Source organism: Shewanella sp. Sh95, assembly GCF_001308045.1.
Classification (GTDB): domain Bacteria; phylum Pseudomonadota; class Gammaproteobacteria; order Enterobacterales; family Shewanellaceae; genus Shewanella; species Shewanella xiamenensis.
The window spans coordinates 1-426 of record NZ_LGYY01000170.1 but is presented as its reverse complement, the minus strand read 5'-3'; the positions used below and the strand labels follow the sequence as shown (position 1 = coordinate 426).

General features: G+C 81.5%; 1 pseudogene. It reads left to right on the top strand.

Annotation, left to right across the window (positions count from 1 at the left end):
• Positions 1–18 precede the first annotated feature (18 nt).
• Positions 19–315, top strand: a pseudogene (locus AEA42_RS12670) (indole-3-glycerol-phosphate synthase TrpC); the annotation flags it as partial.
• Between the last annotated feature and the right edge of the window lie 111 nt (positions 316–426).

Below are 426 nucleotides of genomic sequence, written 5' to 3'. Positions count from 1 at the left end.
TGAGTTGACACCGAGGAGGTCGCCCGGGCGGTCGACGCCGGTGCACGGGTGGTCGGCGTCAACGCGCGCGACCTGCGCTCGCTCGAGGTGGACCGCACGACGTTCGCCCGCGTCGCGCCCGCGATCCCGTCGGACGTCGTGAAGGTCGCCGAGTCCGGCGTGCGCGGGCCGCACGACGTCATGGACTACGCACGTGCCGGTGCGGACGTCGTCCTGGTGGGCGAGGCGCTCGTCACGGACGACGCGCCGCGCCGGTCCGTCGCGGACCTCGTCGCGGCGGGGGCGCCACCCCCCCCGCGGGCGGGGGGCCCGTGACCGCCCGGGGCGCCCAGGGCGGGCGGCGGCCGCGGGGCGGGCTGGCGGGCGGCGGCCCGCCCGCGAAGGCCCAGGGGCGCGGGCTTGGGGGGGGGGGGGGGGGGGGCGCGG